Consider the following 18,136-nt stretch of genomic DNA (forward strand, 5'->3'; position numbering starts at 1 on the left):
TTCGATGAGTATACAATAAGAATGATTGGCGGTAAACAGCTATTTCATGAATTAGAAGATCGTGATTTAGTTGGTGCCTTTATGGAACAATTAACTATTGAGAAAAAAGAAGCTAATGAAATTCTTTCTAACTTAGGATTACGTGGCAATTACTCTGGTGATAAATCTAAAGATGTTTTAGATGAATTAGGTTTAACCAGGTACTGTTGTAGAAGAATGTTAATTTCTCATGTTGAAACATGGGATTAACCGGTTTAGGGATTTTATATTTGAATATAATCTTGGTAAAATATATGCCTAAAAATGGAAGTAATATTCATGAATGTTGAAAAAAAATTAACAAGGTTTGAAAGAGCTAGACTTCTCGGAGCTAGAGCAATTCAAATATCTATGGGAGCAAAACCTTTAGTGGATATTAAAGACTCTTTGGATCCAATTGATATAGCTTACGAAGAACTTAAAGCTGGAGTTTTACCATTAGATGTTATTAGAGACGAATAAATAGTTTATCTATTTATTCTATAATTTATTTAAAAAAAATAAAAAATACCAACATAACTCTATAAAGAAACTTACTGATTTTTTAAAGAGTATAGATTATATGGTAATAAATTAAAGGGCACTGAGGTGTTTTTTTTGAATAGTATAATAGAAGACGTCCAAGTTCGTAAGATTTTGGACAGCAGAGGAAACCCTACTATTGAAGTAGATGTACTTACTTGGAATAGTTCCGGTAGGGCTGCTGCACCTAGTGGCGCAAGTACCGGTTCTAGAGAAGTAGTTTCATTTCCTGATGGTGGAGTAGATACTGTTGTAAGTGAAATGGAGGATTTCATTGCTTCAGAACTTATAGGTATGGATGCTGAAGATATAGCAACTATTGATGAAGTACTGAAAGAAATCGATGGAACTGATAATTTATCTGCTATTGGTGGTAATACTACTGTAGCAATTTCTATGGCTGTGGCTAAAGCAGCGGCTTCCTCTTATAATATGCCATTATACAAGTACATAGGTGGAAATTTAATCAATGAATTGCCATTCCCATTAGGTAATATGATGAATGGCGGAGCACATGCAGGCATCAATGCACCTGATATTCAGGAATTTTTGGTTGTTCCTACTGGAGCTACTAATATTGGGGATGCAATTTTTGCTAATGCTTCAGTTCATAAAAAATTAAAGGAATTAATTCAAGTTAAAGATTCAAATTTCACAGGTGGAAAAGGTGATGAAGGCGGTTGGATACCTAATATATCCAATATTGATGCTTTAGAGATTCAAGCTCAAGCATGTGAAGAAGTTGGTGATGAATTGGGTATAGAAATTAAACCTTCTTTAGATATGGCTGCTTCCGAATTATGGGATAGCAATAAACAAAAATATGTTTATTCCCAAGATGGTATCGAAAGAGATACTGGAGATCAAATTGATTTCGTTAAAGATATTATTGAAACATATAATATGTTTTATGTAGAAGACCCATTTGATGAGTCTGATTTCGATGGTTTTGCTCAATTAACTGCAAAAGTTGGAAATAAATGCCTTATTTGTGGTGATGATTTATTTGTAACAAATAAAGAAATTTTAGCTAAGGGTATTGAAATGAAAGCGGCTAATGCTATTATCATAAAACCAAATCAAATTGGTTCTTTATCTGAAACTTATGCTACCGTAAAGTTAGCTAAAGAAAATGATATTGTTCCTGTTGTGTCCCATAGGTCTGGTGAGACTACTGATGAAACTATTGCTCATTTAGCAGTTGGTTTTGGTTCTCCATTGATTAAAACTGGGGCTATTGGCGGTGAAAGAATAGCTAAATTAAATGAGTTGATTCGTATCGAAGAAGAACTTCCAAATCCAAAAATGGGGTCATTTTAAGTTAAATATGTGATTATTATGGCTAAAGTAACTATTGACTATGATAAATGTGATGGGGCGGACTGTGCTGAATGTGCTGATGTTTGTCCAATGGAAGTTTTAGTTCTTAAAGGTGACAAAATAGAAATTGTCGATCCTGAAGAATGTAGTTATTGTGAAGTATGTATGGATGTTTGTCCACAAGAATGCGTAAAAATTGAAGATGATGATTAAATTAAAATAATGAGGTGTAATTATGGTAAATGATGAACTTTTAATAGATTTAGATAATTATTTAGCAGCAGGTTTACATATCGGAACCCAACAAAAAACTAGCGATATGGAAAAATACATATTCAGAGTAAGATCTGACGGTTTATATGTTTTAGATATTCAAAAAACTGATGAAAGAATTAGACAAATTGCAAAACTTTTAGCAAAATATGATCCTGAAGATATTTTAGTAGTAGCTACCAGACAATATGGTCAAGCTCCTGTTAAGAAATTCGGTGAAATAACTGGTGCTAAAACTATTCCTGGAAGATTCATCCCAGGTACTTTGACTAATCCTAATTATGCAAAATTCATTGAACCAAAAATTATTGTTGTAACTGACCCAAGATCTGATGCACAAGCAGTTTTAGAATCTAAACAAAATGGTATTCCTGTTGTTGCTTTATGTGATACTGAAAACTTACTCAGTTTCGTTGATATTGCAGTGCCTGTAAACAACAAAGGTAGAAAAGCTATTGCATTAGTTTATTGGTTACTTGCAAGACAAATCTTAAGAGAAAGAGGAGATATTCCTGAAGACGGTGACTTAGATATTGATGCTACTGACTTTGAACTCAAATTTTAAGTGAGACAATGTTAAGAAAACCTGCTGTTGCTGGATCATTCTATCCAGATAATCCTAATGAGCTTAGAAAATTGATTGAAAATTGCTTTTTAGAAAATAAAGATATTTCTGAAATTCCTAAGCTTAATTCTTTTGAAGGAAGTGATTATCCAGTTCATATTATGGTTCCTCATGCAGGTTATCAATATTCTGGTGCAATAGCTGCTAAAGGCTATTGCAATATAGTTAAACATGGTTTTCCTGAAGTTTTTATTATTTTGAGTCCTAATCATACGGGTTTTGGTAGTGAAGTTTCTGTTTTCAACGAGGGTGAATGGATAACTCCTCTTGGAAATGTTGAAGTGGATAAAGAATTTGCGGATGAAATCATTTCTTTTTCTGATATTGCTACTGCAGATTTTCAGGCACACGTTCATGAACACAGTATTGAAGTTCAACTACCTTTTTTACAATATTTTTCCAATGATTTCCAGATAGTCCCCATTACTATGGGTTCCCAAACATTTTCTGCTTCAAGCGATTTGGCAAAATCAATCTTTGAGACTGGAAATAAATTAGGTAAATCGTATTGTGTTATTGCAAGTACTGATTTATCTCATTTTAACAATCAAGAGAAAGCAAATAAAGTTGATGGTTTTGTTTTGGAAGATATTAGTGAAATGAATGAATTTAAACTTTTTGAAGAAGTTATTCAATTTAATATAACTATGTGTGGTTATGGTCCAGTAATGACTACAATTTCTCTTTCTAAAATGTCTGGAAAGAAAAATTGTGAAATATTAGGTTATAGGACCAGTGGTGATGTTACTGGAGATTTTAGCTCTGTCGTTGGTTATGCTTCAGGTATTTTTAAATAAGGTGTATTTATGATAGCTAAAGCTTCTGCTCCTGCAAAAACTATTTTATTTGGAGAGCATTCTGTAGTATATGGAGAACCTGCTATAGCAGGTGCTGTTAATAAAAGAGCATATATAACTATTAAAGATTCTGATAGTGGTGTTTCTACTTTTAAAGCTCCGGATATTGGTTTTGAAGCTGAATTATTGACTCGTCATAAAAAGTATATTTTAACAAAAGGAAAACCAGGTATTATTCGATACATTTTAGAAGCTCTTTACAAAGCTCACGACCACTCTCCAATTGACATTACATTATCATCAAATGTTCCAATCGGCTCGGGATTAGGGTCATCTGCTGCTGTTACTGTAGCTATTCTTGCTGCTTTATATAGATATCATAATGTTCGTTTTAATAAGAAATCTCTTGCACATGATGCTCATATGGTAGAACAGGCTGTTCAGGGGGTTGCAAGTCCTCTTGATACATTGGTTTCTACTTATGGAGGATTAGTTTATTTATCCAGAAATAAAAAAGTAGAACGTTTTAATGTTAATTTTAATGTTCCATTTGTTGTAGGTTACACAACTAAACATGGTAATACCGGTAAAATGGTTAAAGATGTTAAAAATTTAAAAACAAGAAATCCTAAAATTATTAATCCGGTTATTACTGCTATGGGAAATTTAACCAATTATGCTAAGCAAGCTATTTTAAAAAGAGATTTTAATAAGATTGGTGAATTAATGAATATCAATCACGGATTTTTAGACGTATTGGGTGTTAACACTTTGGAATTATCTCGTATGGTTTATAATGCAAGAGAAGCAGGTGCCATTGGTTCTAAAACTACTGGAGCCGGTGGAGGTGGCAGTATTATAGCATTGTGTCCGGGTAAGGTGGATGAAGTTGCTAATGCTATAGCTCGGGATGATAATATTTTAAAGATTCGATTCACAAGAAGAGGGGTTTCTTCAAGGGTTTATAAGTGATTTTATGATAATTTTAAAAATTGGCGGGAGTATTTTAACTAATAAAGATTCTGTAGGTGAAGTTGATGTTCAGAGTCTTAGAAGAATTGCATCTGAAGTTAAATCTTCATTGGATAATTCGCCTAAGGATTTAATTATTGTTCATGGTGCGGGATCTTTCGGTCATCCGCCTGCTAAAAAATATAAAATTGGCGAAAAATTTGATGAATCCGAGTATCCTCAAAAAAGAATTGGATTCTGTGAAATTCAAAATGCTGTTAAAAAATTAAATATGTATATTAGTGAAGCTTTCATTGAGGAAGGATTACCTGTTGTTGCCATTCCGGCTTCTAGTTTTATGACAGCTACAAATAAAAGAATCGTTGAAGGTAATCTTGATAGTTTTAAACGTTACTTGCAAAAAGGATTTATCCCAGTTATTTATGGGGATGTTGTCTTGGATGATGAGTTGGAATTCTGTGTCATTTCAGGAGACCAGATTATCCAATATTTGGCTAAAAATCTTAATCCGGATAGGGTTGTTTTGGGAACTGATGTGGATGGGGTTTATAATAAAAATCCTAAAACTCATGATGATGCAGTTTTCTTCGACAAATTTTCATCTTTGGATGATTTGGATACCTTAGAAGGAACAACAAATATTGATGTAACTGGTGGAATGATTGGAAAAATTAAAGAACTTTTATATTTAGCAGATTTGGGAATTGAATCTAAAATAATAAATGCAGAAGTTGAAGATAATATTTTCAAAGTCTTAGAAAACGAAAACGTAAAGGGAACTGTTATTTCAAGGGGAAAATAGTGCATGATTTCAGATAGAAAATTGGAGCATTTATTAATTTGTGAAAATTATGATGTTGAGTTTAAAAATAAAACAACTGGATTTGAGGATATAGAGTTAATCCATAATGTTTTGCCGGAAATTGATAAACAGGAAATTGATTTATCCACTTCCGCTTTTGGTAAAAGATTAAACTCTCCTTTATTTATCACTGCTATTACTGGAGGCCATCCTGCTGCAAAGAATATTAATAAACAGTTGGCTATTGCCGCTGAAAATAATGGTATTGCATTAGGTGTTGGATCTCAAAGGGCAGCTTGTGAGCATCCTGAACTAGAGGATACTTATTCTGTTGTTCGTGAAAATGCTCCAAACTGTTTACTTGTTGGAAATATTGGTGCTCCTCAATTGAATTTGGCTGAAAAAGCAGTGGAAATTTTAGATGCGGATATTTTAGCCATTCATCTTAATCCTCTTCAAGAATCTATTCAACCTGAAGGCGATTTGGATGCGAGAGGATATCTTGATTTAATTAATCGAATTAGTGATTCTGTAGATATTCCAATTGTTGCTAAGGAAACTGGTTGCGGTATATCTGGTGAATCTGCAAAGTTATTGGTTGATGCCGGTGTGGATTACATTGATATTGAAGGTGCTGGCGGAACCAGTTGGGCTGCTGTTGAAACATATCGTGCTGAAGACAGATATATGGGTGAAATCTTTTGGGATTGGGGAATTCCAACTGCAATTAGCACTGTGGAAGTTGTTAATGCCGTTGATGTTCCAGTTATTTCCTCAGGGGGTATTCGTTCAGGTCTTGAAGCGGCTAAAGCTATTGCTCTTGGAGCAGATGCCGTTGGAATGGCTTTACCTTTCTTAAAAAATTCTGCTTCTCAAGAACAGTTAAATAAATTTATTGAAAGATTCAATGATTCCCTAAGAATTGCTATGTTTTTAGTTGGAGCTAATAACATTGAAGAATTGAAACAATCCAAATTGGTTATTAGTGGAAAAACAAGAGAGTGGCTTAGTGAAAGAGGTATAAACACAAAAAATTATTCAAGGAGATAAAACATGAGCGTAGAAGTTATCGCTATCGGGGGATATCAGGAAGTTGGAAAAAACATGACTGCTATCAAGATAGGCGAAGATGTTATTATATTTGATATGGGAATACATCTTGATAGGATTAGTATGCACGAAGATACTGATATCGATAGGATGCATAGTTTAGACTTAATTGAAAGGGGTGTTATTCCTGATGATACTCTAATGAAGGATGTTGACGGTAAAGTAAAAGGTATCATCTTTTCCCACGGGCACTTGGATCACATTGGTGCAGTAGCTAAATTGGCTCACAGATATGATGCTCCATTAATCGGAACACCGTATACTGCTGCATTAATTGAAAAACAAATTAAAGGGGAACGTAAATTTAAAGTAACTAATCCTATTAGAATTTTGAATCCTGGAAGCAAATTGAAACTTTCTAAAGACATTACTTTGGAATTTGTTCAATCAACACACAGTATTCCTCAAGCTGTATTTCCAGTTTTACATACTCCTGAAGGAGTTATTGTTTATGCATTAGATTTTAAATTTGATAATCATCAAAAAGTATCTCCTCCACCTGATTACAAGAGATTGAGAGAATTGGGTAGGAAAGGCGTATTGGCTTTAATTGTTGAAACTACTAATGCAAAAAATTATGGTGAAGTTAAAACACATTCTGAAAGAATTGCAAGAAACATTCTTGAAGATGTAATGAGAGGTCCGTTGCATGAAAAAACAGGCATGATCGTTACCACATTTTCTTCTCATGTTGAACGGGTCCAGGCTATTGCAGATATTGCTAAAAAAAGTCATAGGGAAATATTTTTCCTTGGAAGATCTATGGAACGTTTCTGTGGTATTGCACAAAAATTAGGAATTTTAAAGTTGCCAAAAAATGCAAGCATTTATGGTTCTCCAAAAGCGGTTAACAAGGCTTTGATGAGAGCTGATGAAGATAGAGCTAATTATTTGCTTGTAACTACAGGTCACCAAGGTGAACCTGATGCTTTACTTCCAAGAATTGCAAATGGCAGAACTCCATTCAATATTAAAAAGGGAGATAATGTTATTATTTCAGCACCTATTATTCCAAATCCAACAAATGCTGCTAATAGGCATATTATGGAAAGAAGATTAAAATTGAAGGGTGCTAGAATTTATCCAAATGCTCACGTTTCCGGTCACGCTGGAAGAGAAGACCACAGAGAATTTTTACGCATGCTTAAACCACAGCATATCATTCCGGCACACGGAGACTTATCTATGCTTGCAGCTTATGCTGAACTTGCTGAAGAAGAAGGTTACAGAATTGGTTATGATATTCATATCTTAAGAAATGCTCAAGCACAAGTTTTTAAAAATTAAAAAGAGGGAATTATAATGAGTGATGTAAAAGAAGTACTTGGAAGTTATTCAACTGATATTACAAAAACCATTGAAGAAGAATTATCTATCATTACTCCTGATAATCTTGGAGAAGCTTCAGTTTACTTAACTAGGGCTGGCGGTAAAATGCTTAGACCAGCATTAACATTAATTGTATCTGAAGCTGTTGGGGGTTCTCGTGAAAGTGCTTTAAAAGCTGCTGCTGCTATCGAACTCATTCATACATTTTCACTTATTCATGATGATATCATGGATGATGATGATATGAGAAGAGGAATGCCTTCAGTACATAAAGTCTGGGGTCAGGATGTAGCTATTCTTGCAGGAGATACTTTATTCTCTAAAGCATTTGAAATAATTACTGGATCACAAGGTACTACTTCTGATCAAAACAACCAAACATTAGCTACTGTTGCTGATGCATGTGTGAAAATTTGTGAAGGTCAAGCATTAGATATGAGTTTTGAAGAGAGATTTGATGTCTCTGAAGATGAGTACATGGAAATGATTTTCAAAAAAACTGGTGCTTTAATTGCAGCTGCAACAAAGGCAGGAGCAGTGATGGGTGGTGCTTCACAAGAAGTAATTGATGCTATGTATGAATATGGCAGATTGATTGGTTTAGCTTTCCAGATTCAAGATGATTATTTGGATTTAGCTGCTGATGAAGAGACATTGGGAAAACCAATTGGTTCAGACATTGGTAAAGGAAAGATGACCATTATTGCAATTAATGGTCTTGCTTCTGCAGGTGATGATTCAGAAAAATTACTCGAAATATTAAAAGAGGAAGAAACTCCACAAGAAGATATAGATTTAGCTATTGAAATTTTAACAAAATGTGGATCCATTGAATATGCTCGCAATTTGGCATTAAAATCTGTTGATGAAGCTAAAGAAGTACTTGAAATATTGCCTGATTCTTCATTTAAACAAACACTTTCAAACATTGCAGATTTTGTACTTGAGAGAAGTGCATAATTTCTCTCATTTTTTTATTTTTAAAATGAGTAAGGATTCCAGAAAAAATTCTGGAACCATTTTTTTTCTCATTGGTTTTTTTTGTGAGTATTTTTTTTTGAAATTCCTATTTTTTTTAAAATATTATAATGAATTTATTTTTAGAAATGATTCTTTTTTTGATTAAAGAATAGAAATTCAAATATGTATGATAATATTAAATATTATCGATTTTAAGTTTATTATTTCCATTATTTAATCTTTTTCTTTATTTTTAAAGCAATATTATCAATTTAGATCAATTTTTTAATATTGGGTAAATTATTTTAATATAATGTGTATAATCTAGTAATATGAAAGGAATTATTGGTGCAATTAGTGGGGATATGATTGGTTCAACTAGAGAATGGAATTCTATTAAAACAAAGGATTTTCAATTATTTCAGGACAGGTCATGTTTCACTGATGATAGTATTATGACATTGGCTGTTGCAAATTGGTTGATGAAGGATAAAACATCTGAAAGTGTTTTAATCAATGAGTTGAAATTTTGGGGAAATACATATCCCAATGCGGGTTATGGAGGACGTTTTATCAGATGGTTATTTGATGATGATTCTAAACCCTATGGGAGTTGGGCAAATGGTTCTGCTATGAGAGTTTCTCCTTGTTCTTGGGTGGCTGAAACTTTAGAGGAAAATCAAAAACTGTCTTATATGTCTGCAGTTGTCACACATAATCATCCTGAAGGTATTAAAGGTGCATTGGCCACTGCTGATGCAATATATTTGGCCAAAGTAGGATCTTCAAAAGAGGATATTAAAAACCATATTGAAAATGAATATGGTTATAATTTAAGTAATTCTTTGGATGAAATAAGGCCTAACTATTCATTTGATGTTTCATGTGCGGGTAGTGTTCCTGAATCAATAATTTGTTTTTTAGAAGGGAAAAATTTTGAAGATACTGTAAGAAATGCCGTATCGTTAGGTGGTGATGCAGATACTCAAGCAGCAATTTCTGGAAGTATAGCTTCTGCATATTGGGATGTCCCTTATGAAATTTGTTATGAAACTGAATCTCGTCTTGATGATGGCCTTTTAGATATTTTAACTGAGTTTCAAGAAACTTTTATTTAATTTTCTGTTGCTTTTTTATTTTTTTTAGTTGATTTTTAAAACGGTCATCATAGTTTTTAGCTATTTCTTCGTATTTATTCCAAATTCCAATTGCTGTTTCCGGTATTACATTTCGTTTGTCTTCTGAAAATTTTGTGTATGTGTGCAGCATTTCTTTTGAGTCTGAAATTATTACCTTTACAAAAGGTATATCTGCCTTTTGGATATTGATGTTATGGTTTTCAAAAAATTTGATTATTTCAAATTTTTCATTATTGATGTAACATGTTGGTGAGGCTAAAATGTGAACTTCAAGATTTCGTCTTTTTTTGAGAGCTTTAACTATTGCTTCACCTTCGCCTTCAAATAAAAATCCAATTCTCATATTCACTGTTTTTTTAGCCCTGCTGATGATTTCAACTTCTTGATTAATAATTTTTTCAACACCGTATATTCTCCAGATTGGGGCCTGAACTTGACTCATACCATTTTCATATATGTTTGTCAGTCTTGTAATTGTATCTTCTATTTTTACGTCAATAATTTCTTTTTCCCGACTCAATACTTCTACAGGTGATTTTACGATGTATACTAATGGTCTTCCATCTTCAATTTCAATAAAGTTTTTTTTGTTCAGTCCTTTAAGTACATCATATATTTTACTTCTAGGTATGTTTGATTTTTCAGCTATTTCTGCTGCTGTTGATTGAATTAATGAAGTGAGCGTTACATATGCTTGAGCTTCATACATTGTAAGTCCCATTCCTTTTAATACTGATATATTTTCATCCATAATTTTACTATTAATTTTATATTATATAATCATTACTACTTTTCACCCTTTTAAAGTAACAAAATATTTATATATTGTTCCAGTTAATTTAATATTAACGAATAAAAGAGGTGTTAATTATGGCAGAAGAAGGATTGGATATGTTTTGTTATCAATGTTCTCAAACCGCTAAAGGTACTGGATGTACTGTAAGTGGAGTTTGTGGTAAAAAACCAACTGTGGCAAGATTACAAGACAATTTAATATTTACTATGAAAGGAATTAGTGCATATAACTATAATGCAAATGTTTTAGGAAAATTTGACCCTGAAATCGATGCATTTTTGACTAAAGGTTTATACACTACATTAACTAATGTTAACTTTGATGTAAATGATTTGGTTGGACTTGCTTTAGAAGCAGGTGAAAAAAGTGTAGCAGTAATGAGATTGCTTAAAGATGCACACATTGAAGCATATGGTGAACCTAAACCTGTTGAAGTAAAAGTAGGTGCACAAGAAGGGCCAGCTATCATTGTAACTGGACACGACTTAAAAGCATTAGAAGAATTATTAAAACAAGTTGAAGGAACTGATATTAAAGTTTACACTCACTCTGAAATGTTGCCAGCTCATGGATATCCTGGATTAAACAAATATGAAAATTTAGCAGGTCAATTAGGTGGAGCATGGCATGATCAAAGAACAATATTCAAAAAATACAATGCAGCAATTGTTGGAACAAGCAACTGTGTATTGCCAGCACTTGATGCATACAAAGAAAGAATGTTCACAATGGATGTAGCTAAACTTGAAGGAGTAAAAACTGTAGAAAATTATGACTTCTCAGAAGTAATTGAATGTGCAAAATCTCTTGGATCATTAGAACCAGAAGAACTAACCACAATTACTACCGGATGGAGTGCAGGAGCTATTGTTGAACATGCTGACGCAATTAAAAAATTAGTTGAAGAAGGAAAAATCAGAAGATTCTTTGTTGTTGGCGGATGTGACAAAGCAGCAAAACACAATGATTATTACAGAGAATTCGTACAAAACTTACCTGAAGACACTGTTATCTTAACATTAGCATGCGGTAAATACAAATTCAATGATTTGGATTTAGGTGATATTGAAGGTATTCCAAGATTACTGGATGTAGGACAATGTAATGATACTATTGTTGCAGTTGATGTAGCATTAGCATTATGTGATTTATTTGACATGGAATTAAATGAACTGCCATTAACAATTGTATTAAGCTGGATGGAACAAAAAGCAGCTGCGGTACTCTGGGCATTGTTATACCTTGGAAAAACCGACATGTGGCTCGGACCAGTGCTTCCTGCATGGTGTAATGACGATATCATAAGTGTTTTAGTTGAAAATTACAATTTAACACCAACCACCGGTGATGCTATAGCTGATATTAAAACAATTATGGGGGAATAATTAATGAATGAGGATATTAAAGCTAAAGCTCTTGATATCCAAAAGTTGGTTGATTATCAAGACGATACTGTTGTAAGTCGTGAGGTTATCAAAAAAGAGTTAGGTACTGTCACATTCTTTGCTTTTGATCAAGGTCAAGGTTTGTCCGAACATTCTGCTCCTTTTGATGCGATGGTTCAAATTATTGATGGTGAAGCGGAAATTACAATCTCAGGTGTAAAACACACAGTTAAAGCAGGTGAAATCATAATAATGCCAGCCAATGAACCACATGCACTTCAAGCAGTAAACTGTCCATATAAAATGATTTTAACCATGATTAAATCTGATTAATTTCATTTTATTTCTTTTTTTTTTTATTTCTTTTTTATCTGTTTTTATGGCATGGGGATGTAAAGTTTGAGACTATGTCTATGAGGTGATGATTTACCTGATGATTTGTTTGTCTATTATGTGATGTTGATTCTGAATATTTTGATGAAATTAAAGAATAATTTTTTTATGTTATATTTATTTTTGATTCACTGAATAGTGTTGCTTTTCCAGCAATAATTACTTTATCATTATTCATTTTACAGTATAATATTCCAGTTCTTTTTGATGCTTGATATGTTATAATGTCATTCTTTTGAAGTATTTTTGACCAATATGGTATGATAGGTCATTTTTTCTTTTAACAGTTAAATTTACATTATCCGCTGTCTTAAAATGAATTTCTCTATGTTTTTTTTCATAAAAATTAAAAATAACATATGCTGTTGAAAGGGTTGCATGGCCACATAAGTCCACTTCTCTGCCGGGCGTAAACCATCTGATATGATAAACGTTATTTTGTCTAACAGCAAATGCAGTTTCTGATAAATTATTTTCAATAGCAATATTTTGCATTAATTCATTGGAAATCCATTTGTCTAAAATACAAACTGCAGTAGGATTTCCCATAAAAACAGTGTCTGCAAATGCATCAACAATGTATTGTTTCATTGTTTTTTCCACCAAACCATAATCCAATCTGCTTTATCTTTAAGATTATATAATTTTCCGGTTTTCTCATCTCTAGAAAGAATTCTTTCTAAATAGTTCTTCAATAATTCCTTTTCTTCATCTGAATATAAATCAAGTCTAAATTTACCATTGTCCATAGCTTCACCAATACTGTCATATTCACGATAATTATTAAGGTCAAATCGTTCAATATTGGCATAAACTCCCATATTGAATAATATATTGAAGAAATAGTTGTAGTCTGGGTAATCTTCTGTTTTTCTGCCAATTTCCTTATCAAAATCCTTTTCAATTTTTTTATTTTCAGGTCCGAAAATAGTGATAAAGACATATTTGGTAGCAATTTTGTTCAATTCAGTTAATACTTCTTTAATTGGAATAATACCATTCAATGATCTTGAACAGACAACCACATCCACATTGCCTATTTCTTTATATTTTATTTCTTCAATAGGTTTTAAAAATGTTTCAATATTCTTGATGCCATTTTCATGGGCTCTTTTTTCTAAATATTCCAACATTTTTGGAGAAGAATCAATACCGATTACTTTTTTTACTTTTTTGGCTAAAGGTATTGTCACGGAACCTTCTCCGCAGCCAACATCTAAGACAGTATCATTTTCATCAAGAATAATCATGTCAAATAATGCATCTTGATAATCATCTTTTCTAGTTCTTTTAAAAAAACCCGGTGCTGCTTTATCCCAATTTTTATCTATTTTATTTTCAAGTTTTTCAGCCCAGAAGTCTTCCCATTTTACATCATTCGGGTTTTTGATTGTTTGTTTCACATTTACACCTTGGTTTTTCCATTTAATATATTTTTGTAGTCTTCATAGTTCTCTTTAAGAAGTCTTGGAATATCTAATTCATAAGGGCAATTATCAACACATGCATAACATTCAATACAGTTTTCAGTTTCAGCCATTGTTTTTTGCCATTCTTCAGTTAAGTGAGGTTCTGTTGGAAATCTTCTGACCCATAAGGACATTCTGGCACAGGTATTGATTTTAATTCCTTCAGGGCAAGGCATACAATATCCGCATCCTCTGCAGAAGTCTTCGCCGAGTTCTTTTTTGTCCTTTTCAATTTCCTCTTTTAAACTTGCATCCAAAATGGTGTTAGTGTCATAGGATAAGAATTCGTCAAGTTCTGATATTTTTTGTATTCCCCATATTGGTAATACATTATCAAATTGGTTTAAAAATGCAAAACTGGCTTTGGAATTTTTAATTAATCCTCCTCCCATTGCTTTCATAGCTATAAAACCAACATCTAATTTTTTACATTTTTCGACAAGTTTTATTTCTTCATTACCACTTAGATATGAAAAGGGGTATTGTAAAGTTTCATAAAGTCCTGTTTCAATAGCTTCATGAGCAAAGGTAATTTTATGGGTTGTGATTCCAATGTGATTAATCATTCCATCTTCTTTTGCCTGTAACATTGCTTTAAATAATACATCGTCTTTTTTCGGAGTAAATGAAATATTATGGAATTGATATAAATCCAGGTAATCAGTTTTCATACTTTTAAGTGAAGTTTCCAAATCACTCCAGAATGCTTCAGGGGTTTCAGCAGCGGTTTTACTTGCAAGATAAATATCTTCACGAATATCTTCAAAAGCATTTCCCAGCTTTTCTTCACTGTCTGTGTAAAAATGTGCAGTATCATAAAAGTCAATGCCATTCTCATATGCTTTTGTAAGAATTTCCAGTGATTCTTCCATATTGCATCTTTGAATTGGCAATGCTCCAAATCCATTTTTATTTACTTCTAAATTAGTTTTTCCAAGTCTCATTTCAATAACCAAATATCTTTAATATAACATATAAAATTAATATGACAATCAATGCATAAATTGCATATTTTGAAGAGATGAATCTTGTTTTTTTGAATTCCTCATCTTTAACGTCGCCTTGTCGCATTATCTTATCTTTTTCAAAGGAACATTTTTGATATATTGATTCCAAATCTTTTGGAAGACGACCATGTTCATTTAACATATTGATAGTTTTGTTTAAATGTTTGATAGCTTCCTGATTGTCTCCAAGTTTAACACAGCAGAATGCTGCTTTATAATTAAAATTTGTTATTAACTCTAAATTTTCATTTGCTTCCTTTTCGTATTGGATGCATTGGTTGTAGTCATGCAATGCTTCTTTGTATCTTTTGAGTTCATATAATGCATCAGCTTTGGCATTGAATGTTATTAATGTATGTTCATCAGAGAGTGATTTTTCTAAGTATTCAAGTGCATCCTCATTTTTTCCTGTCTTTTGAAGCATTTGCCCCTTGTACAAATCTAATTTTTTATCACTGCCGTACTGGGCTTCATAATTATTTAATTCATTCAAAGCTTTATTATATTCCTTTGCCTGTATTAATAGTTCAATTTTGCTCATTTTCACTTCTTTTTTGGAAATTCTTGGTTTTTCTATTTTGGAATATGTTTTATATTTTTCGTAAGCTTTATCAATATACTCTAAGGATTCATCAATTTTTCCTTTATTGAAACGGCACAGTGCCTTATCACATAATGCATTTATAGATTTTGGCTGTTTTTGAAGGTATTCATCAAAGTATTTTTCACCATAATCTCCATTATCATGATTTGGATCATAATACTGATAATACATTCCTTTTTCTTCTAATGCTGGTAAATAATCTTTTTTGATTAATAAGTCTAAAATAGTTAAATATGAGTCAATATCATCTTTACCATGTCTTTTTCTGGCTATTTTTACAGCATCTTTATAATTTCCCTCTTCAATTAATTGTTTTGCTTGTTGAATAGCATCGCTCATCATATCAACCTAAATTTTTTTAATATAACTCCTATTATTTAACAACTCTCAATATTATTTATGATTTTATTTATATAGTATTTTACTAATGTTGTTTCCACTTTTGTAAAATTACTATTTACCTAATTGAAATTAAATAAAATACTTTTAGAAATGGAATATTAAATAGTTTTATTTTAAAACATTATTTCTAAAAAACATTAACTATTTTTATATCTAATTTCAAATTATTATTAGTAAGTAAATCTTACTTGTTCTTATTTTTATTAATTAATTAAATGTGATGATTAAATGAATGATTTAGAAGAAATTGTTTATAAACATGCTTTATTAAATGCAGCTAAACATAAAGGAAGTGCTAATCCTGGAGCTGTAATGGGTTCAATCATGTCTAATGAACCTGAACTTAGAAGCAAAGCAAAAGAGATTGGTCCCCTAGCTGGTAAAATTGTAGCAAAAGTTAATGCATTATCTCCTGAGGAACAAAGTTCTGAAATGGAAAAATATGGTGTTGAAGTTCAAGAGAAAAAACATAAAGCGAAAGAAGTAGGACTTCAAGAGCTTCCTGGAACTCATGAAAATATTGTATTACGTTTTGCTCCTAACCCAAGCGGTCCTTTACATATTGGTCATTCAAGAGCTGCGGTTCCTAATGCTGAATATGTGAAAAGACATAATGGAAAATTAATTTTAAGAATTGAAGATACTGATCCTAAACGGGTATTTGAACCTGCTTATGAAATGATTCCTGAAGACCTCGAATGGTTAGGCATTGACCCTGATGAAATAATTTACCAGTCTGACAGATTTGATATCTATTATGATTATGCTCGCCAACTAATTGAAAAAGGTGCAGCTTATATGTGTACCTGTGACGGTTTTACATTTAAGGAGTTAAAAGATAATTGCAAACCTTGTCCATGTAGGGATAATACTGTTGAAGAAAATCTTGAATTATGGGAAAAATTCGACACAATGAAAGCGGGTGAAGCTGTACTTAGAGTTAAAACAGACATTGCTCATAAAAACCCTGCAATTCGTGATTGGGTGGCTATGAGATTAGTTGATGAAACTCATCCTCGTTTAGGAAATAAATATAGAATTTATCCTATGATGAATTTCTCTGTTGCAGTGGATGACCATCTGATGGGATTAACTCATGTATTGAGAGGTAAAGACCACCTTGCAAACACAGAAAAACAAAAATACTTATATGATCATATGGGATGGGATGTGCCTGAATACATCCATTATGGTAGATTGAAAATGGAGGATATTGCACTCAGTACCTCTAAAGCTATGGCAGGAATAGAAGATGGAACTTATTCTGGATGGGACGATCCGAGATTAGGTACATTAAGGGCCATTGCAAGAAGAGGAATTGACCCAAGAACTATCTATAATTTAATCACTGAAATCGGTGTAAAGATGGCTGATTCAGCTATTAGCTGGAAAAAAATTTACGGTTTAAATCGTAACTTTTTAGAACCTGTCGCAAATAGATATTTCTTCTGTGAAGAACCTCAATTAATCACTGTTGAGGATTATGACGATGGTGAAGTGAATATTGAAAGACCGCTCCATGCAGATCATTTGGATAGGGGAAATAGAATTTTGCCATTTAATGGAAAAGCTTATTTGGCTAAATCAGATATTGCTGATGGTGTATTCAGATTAATGGATGCAGTAAATGTGGACATTAAAGGAGATACTATTTCTTATCATTCATCTTCCTTTGAAGATGCTCGTGATGTAAAAGCAAAAATCATTCAATGGGTGCCAATTGAAGACAATGTTAATGTAAAAATTGTTATGGATGATGCATCAATTAAAACAGGTCTTGGTGAAGGTGCACTTAAAGATTTAAAAGTTGGAGATGTAGTTCAATTTGAAAGAGTTGGTTTTGCACGTCTTGACGAAATTAAAGACGATGAATTAATATTCTATTATGCTCATAAATAGGTGAATAATATGACAATGTTTTCAAATGGATTTTCAACTCTTCAAATGCCTGAAGATTTCGAACCCGTTGCAACTAAAGATGAATTTAATGATATGTATTTGGTAAATACCAAAATACCAATGTCTATTAAATTTTCCACTACACCTACATTAGTCGGACTTCCGGATATTAAAGCAGATATTGAGAAAAATATAAAAAATAACGATAAAATCAATTTGATTGCTTCAGATTTCATTCCAATTGATGATGATATTTATTATATGATTGTATCTTCTTTTTCCGATGGTGAAAA

General features: G+C 32.2%; 19 protein-coding genes and 2 pseudogenes. 16 read left to right on the forward strand and 5 right to left on the reverse strand.

Going from position 1 to position 18,136, the window contains the following annotated elements:
* Positions 1–156: 156 nt before the first annotated feature.
* The 12 genes and pseudogenes from Q0P94_RS10525 to Q0P94_RS08875 all read left to right on the forward strand — a co-directional run.
* Positions 157–249: pseudogene (locus Q0P94_RS10525) on the forward strand (DNA-directed RNA polymerase subunit N); the annotation flags it as partial.
* A 54-nt stretch (positions 250–303) separates the two neighbouring features.
* A complete protein-coding gene (locus Q0P94_RS08825) occupies positions 304–501 on the forward strand; it encodes a DNA-directed RNA polymerase subunit K (protein WP_295115758.1) in 198 nt (65 codons plus the stop codon).
* A 135-nt stretch (positions 502–636) separates the two neighbouring features.
* The gene (gene eno, locus Q0P94_RS08830) at positions 637–1,881 is read left to right on the forward strand and encodes a phosphopyruvate hydratase (RefSeq protein ID WP_295115760.1); all 1,245 of its coding nucleotides are present in this window, start codon (positions 637–639) and stop codon (positions 1,879–1,881) included.
* Between the two features lie 18 nt (positions 1,882–1,899).
* On the forward strand, positions 1,900–2,094 hold the full coding sequence (locus Q0P94_RS08835; RefSeq protein WP_295115762.1) for a 4Fe-4S dicluster domain-containing protein: 195 nt from the start codon (positions 1,900–1,902) through the stop codon (positions 2,092–2,094).
* A gap of 22 nt (positions 2,095–2,116) precedes the next feature.
* Positions 2,117–2,719, forward strand: a complete 603-nt coding sequence (gene rpsB / locus Q0P94_RS08840) for a 30S ribosomal protein S2 (protein ID WP_295115764.1) — start codon at positions 2,117–2,119, stop codon at positions 2,717–2,719.
* Positions 2,720–2,727: 8 nt separating this feature from the next.
* Complete coding sequence (gene amrB / locus Q0P94_RS08845) at positions 2,728–3,576, forward strand: AmmeMemoRadiSam system protein B (RefSeq protein ID WP_295115766.1); 849 nt, start codon at positions 2,728–2,730, stop codon at positions 3,574–3,576.
* A gap of 9 nt (positions 3,577–3,585) precedes the next feature.
* Positions 3,586–4,548, forward strand: coding sequence for a mevalonate kinase (gene mvk, locus Q0P94_RS08850; protein ID WP_295115768.1), 963 nt, complete (start codon positions 3,586–3,588; stop codon positions 4,546–4,548).
* Positions 4,549–4,552: 4 nt separating this feature from the next.
* The gene (locus Q0P94_RS08855) at positions 4,553–5,350 is read left to right on the forward strand and encodes an isopentenyl phosphate kinase (RefSeq protein ID WP_295115770.1); all 798 of its coding nucleotides are present in this window, start codon (positions 4,553–4,555) and stop codon (positions 5,348–5,350) included.
* A 3-nt stretch (positions 5,351–5,353) separates the two neighbouring features.
* Complete coding sequence (gene fni / locus Q0P94_RS08860; RefSeq protein WP_295115772.1) at positions 5,354–6,400, forward strand: type 2 isopentenyl-diphosphate Delta-isomerase; 1,047 nt, start codon at positions 5,354–5,356, stop codon at positions 6,398–6,400.
* Between the two features lie 3 nt (positions 6,401–6,403).
* On the forward strand, positions 6,404–7,747 hold the full coding sequence (locus tag Q0P94_RS08865) for an RNase J family beta-CASP ribonuclease (RefSeq protein WP_295115774.1): 1,344 nt from the start codon (positions 6,404–6,406) through the stop codon (positions 7,745–7,747).
* Positions 7,748–7,762: 15 nt separating this feature from the next.
* Positions 7,763–8,749, forward strand: coding sequence for a short chain isoprenyl diphosphate synthase IdsA (gene idsA / locus Q0P94_RS08870; RefSeq protein WP_295115776.1), 987 nt, complete (start codon positions 7,763–7,765; stop codon positions 8,747–8,749).
* A gap of 332 nt (positions 8,750–9,081) precedes the next feature.
* Complete coding sequence (locus Q0P94_RS08875) at positions 9,082–9,867, forward strand: ADP-ribosylglycohydrolase family protein (RefSeq protein WP_295115778.1); 786 nt, start codon at positions 9,082–9,084, stop codon at positions 9,865–9,867.
* Here the strand turns inward: Q0P94_RS08875 and Q0P94_RS08880 are convergent.
* Positions 9,860–10,609, reverse strand: coding sequence for a TrmB family transcriptional regulator (locus Q0P94_RS08880; protein WP_295115780.1), 750 nt, complete (start codon positions 10,607–10,609; stop codon positions 9,860–9,862). The two genes, Q0P94_RS08875 and Q0P94_RS08880, sit on opposite strands and share 8 nt — an antisense overlap.
* Before the next feature lie 149 nt (positions 10,610–10,758).
* Between Q0P94_RS08880 and hcp the strand changes: the two genes are divergently transcribed.
* A complete protein-coding gene (hcp, locus tag Q0P94_RS08885; protein ID WP_295115782.1) occupies positions 10,759–12,069 on the forward strand; it encodes a hydroxylamine reductase in 1,311 nt (436 codons plus the stop codon).
* 3 nt (positions 12,070–12,072) lie between these two features.
* Positions 12,073–12,402: a cupin domain-containing protein gene (locus Q0P94_RS08890; RefSeq protein ID WP_295115784.1), complete on the forward strand. Its 330-nt coding sequence runs from the start codon at positions 12,073–12,075 to the stop codon at positions 12,400–12,402.
* Between the two features lie 279 nt (positions 12,403–12,681).
* Here Q0P94_RS08890 and Q0P94_RS08895 read toward each other — a convergent pair whose 3' ends face one another.
* From Q0P94_RS08895 to Q0P94_RS08910, 4 genes are read right to left on the reverse strand one after another with little or no spacing between them, the layout of a single operon-like run.
* A complete protein-coding gene (locus Q0P94_RS08895; RefSeq protein WP_295115786.1) occupies positions 12,682–13,053 on the reverse strand; it encodes a PhzF family phenazine biosynthesis protein in 372 nt (123 codons plus the stop codon).
* Positions 13,050–13,865 (reverse strand): class I SAM-dependent methyltransferase, encoded by an 816-nt coding sequence (locus tag Q0P94_RS08900; RefSeq protein ID WP_295115788.1) that lies wholly within the window; start codon positions 13,863–13,865, stop codon positions 13,050–13,052. Before Q0P94_RS08900 ends, Q0P94_RS08895 begins: the two co-directional genes overlap by 4 nt.
* Before the next feature lie 2 nt (positions 13,866–13,867).
* Positions 13,868–14,875, reverse strand: coding sequence for an aldo/keto reductase (locus Q0P94_RS08905; RefSeq protein WP_295115790.1), 1,008 nt, complete (start codon positions 14,873–14,875; stop codon positions 13,868–13,870).
* A gap of 1 nt (position 14,876) precedes the next feature.
* Positions 14,877–15,881 carry a lipopolysaccharide assembly protein LapB gene (locus Q0P94_RS08910; protein ID WP_295115792.1) on the reverse strand — a complete coding sequence of 335 codons (1,005 nt, stop codon included), beginning with the start codon at positions 15,879–15,881 and terminating at the stop codon, positions 14,877–14,879.
* Between the two features lie 291 nt (positions 15,882–16,172).
* Between Q0P94_RS08910 and Q0P94_RS08915 the strand changes: the two genes are divergently transcribed.
* The gene (locus Q0P94_RS08915; protein ID WP_295115794.1) at positions 16,173–17,843 is read left to right on the forward strand and encodes a glutamate--tRNA ligase; all 1,671 of its coding nucleotides are present in this window, start codon (positions 16,173–16,175) and stop codon (positions 17,841–17,843) included.
* A 9-nt stretch (positions 17,844–17,852) separates the two neighbouring features.
* Positions 17,853–18,136 (forward strand): annotated as a pseudogene (locus Q0P94_RS08920) (hypothetical protein); the annotation flags it as partial.

The sequence above is a fragment of the uncultured Methanobrevibacter sp. genome, assembly GCF_946184425.1.
GTDB lineage: Archaea > Methanobacteriota > Methanobacteria > Methanobacteriales > Methanobacteriaceae > Methanocatella.

Coding starts and splice junctions, on each gene's coding strand:
- Q0P94_RS08825 (WP_295115758.1), top strand. CDS start 304: ATGGAAGTAATATTCATGAATGTTGAAAAAAAATTAACAAGGTTTGAA.
- Q0P94_RS08835 (WP_295115762.1), top strand. CDS start 1,900: ATGGCTAAAGTAACTATTGACTATGATAAATGTGATGGGGCGGACTGT.
- rpsB (WP_295115764.1), top strand. CDS start 2,117: ATGGTAAATGATGAACTTTTAATAGATTTAGATAATTATTTAGCAGCA.
- amrB (WP_295115766.1), top strand. CDS start 2,728: ATGTTAAGAAAACCTGCTGTTGCTGGATCATTCTATCCAGATAATCCT.
- mvk (WP_295115768.1), top strand. CDS start 3,586: ATGATAGCTAAAGCTTCTGCTCCTGCAAAAACTATTTTATTTGGAGAG.
- Q0P94_RS08855 (WP_295115770.1), top strand. CDS start 4,553: ATGATAATTTTAAAAATTGGCGGGAGTATTTTAACTAATAAAGATTCT.
- fni (WP_295115772.1), top strand. CDS start 5,354: ATGATTTCAGATAGAAAATTGGAGCATTTATTAATTTGTGAAAATTAT.
- Q0P94_RS08865 (WP_295115774.1), top strand. CDS start 6,404: ATGAGCGTAGAAGTTATCGCTATCGGGGGATATCAGGAAGTTGGAAAA.
- idsA (WP_295115776.1), top strand. CDS start 7,763: ATGAGTGATGTAAAAGAAGTACTTGGAAGTTATTCAACTGATATTACA.
- Q0P94_RS08875 (WP_295115778.1), top strand. CDS start 9,082: ATGAAAGGAATTATTGGTGCAATTAGTGGGGATATGATTGGTTCAACT.
- Q0P94_RS08880 (WP_295115780.1), bottom strand. CDS start 10,609: ATGGGACTTACAATGTATGAAGCTCAAGCATATGTAACGCTCACTTCA.
- hcp (WP_295115782.1), top strand. CDS start 10,759: ATGGCAGAAGAAGGATTGGATATGTTTTGTTATCAATGTTCTCAAACC.
- Q0P94_RS08890 (WP_295115784.1), top strand. CDS start 12,073: ATGAATGAGGATATTAAAGCTAAAGCTCTTGATATCCAAAAGTTGGTT.
- Q0P94_RS08895 (WP_295115786.1), bottom strand. CDS start 13,053: ATGAAACAATACATTGTTGATGCATTTGCAGACACTGTTTTTATGGGA.
- Q0P94_RS08905 (WP_295115790.1), bottom strand. CDS start 14,875: ATGAGACTTGGAAAAACTAATTTAGAAGTAAATAAAAATGGATTTGGA.
- Q0P94_RS08910 (WP_295115792.1), bottom strand. CDS start 15,881: ATGAGCGATGCTATTCAACAAGCAAAACAATTAATTGAAGAGGGAAAT.
- Q0P94_RS08915 (WP_295115794.1), top strand. CDS start 16,173: ATGAATGATTTAGAAGAAATTGTTTATAAACATGCTTTATTAAATGCA.